Origin of the sequence: Streptomyces durbertensis (assembly GCF_014156695.1) — a bacterium.
Taxonomy (GTDB): domain Bacteria; phylum Actinomycetota; class Actinomycetes; order Streptomycetales; family Streptomycetaceae; genus Streptomyces; species Streptomyces durbertensis.
In genome coordinates, this window is sequence record NZ_WMLF01000902.1 from 1 (window position 1) to 660 (window position 660).

1 protein-coding gene is annotated in these 660 nt (G+C 72.1%); it reads left to right on the plus strand.

Features of this window, described 5'->3' with window-relative positions:
• Nucleotides 1-660: electron transfer flavoprotein subunit alpha/FixB family protein (locus GL263_RS29310; RefSeq protein WP_182858443.1), on the plus strand; the 660-nt coding region annotated here is incomplete at both ends.

A 660-nucleotide genomic window follows, 5' to 3' on the forward strand; every position in this document is an offset into this window, starting at 1 on the left:
GTGAGCATGGTGCGGTGAGGGTGCTGGCCGTGGATGCGCCGGAGTTCGGTGAGTTCTCGGTGGTGCCGAAGGTGGACGCGGTGCAGGCGGCGGTGGCGGCGGTTTCGCCGGCGGCGGTGTTGGTGTCTTCCTCCGCGGAGGGGAAGGAGGTCGCGGCGCGGGTGGCGGTGCGGATCGGTTCGGGTCTGGTCACGGACGCGGTGGACGTCGAGGCCGGGGATGAGGGTCCGGTGGTGTCGCAGTCGGTGTTCGCGGCGGGGTTCACGACGCGGTCGCGGGTGACGCGTGGGGTGCCGGTGATCACGGTGAAGCCGAACTCGGCGGCCCCGGAGGCGGCTCCTGCGGCGGGTGCGGTGGAGGAGTTGGCGGTGGAGTTCGGTGAGTTGGCGCGGGGGACGCGGGTGGTCTCGCGGGAGGCGCGGGCGTCCAGCGGTCGTCCGGAGCTGACCGAGGCGGCGATCGTGGTCTCCGGTGGTCGGGGTGTGAACGGTGCGGAGAACTTCCGTGTGATCGAGGAGCTGGCGGACTCGTTGGGTGCGGCGGTGGGTGCGTCGCGGGCGGCGGTGGACGCGGGCTGGTATCCGCACACCTCGCAGGTGGGTCAGACGGGTAAGACCGTCTCGCCGCAGCTGTACGTCGCGGCGGGTATCTCGGGTGCGA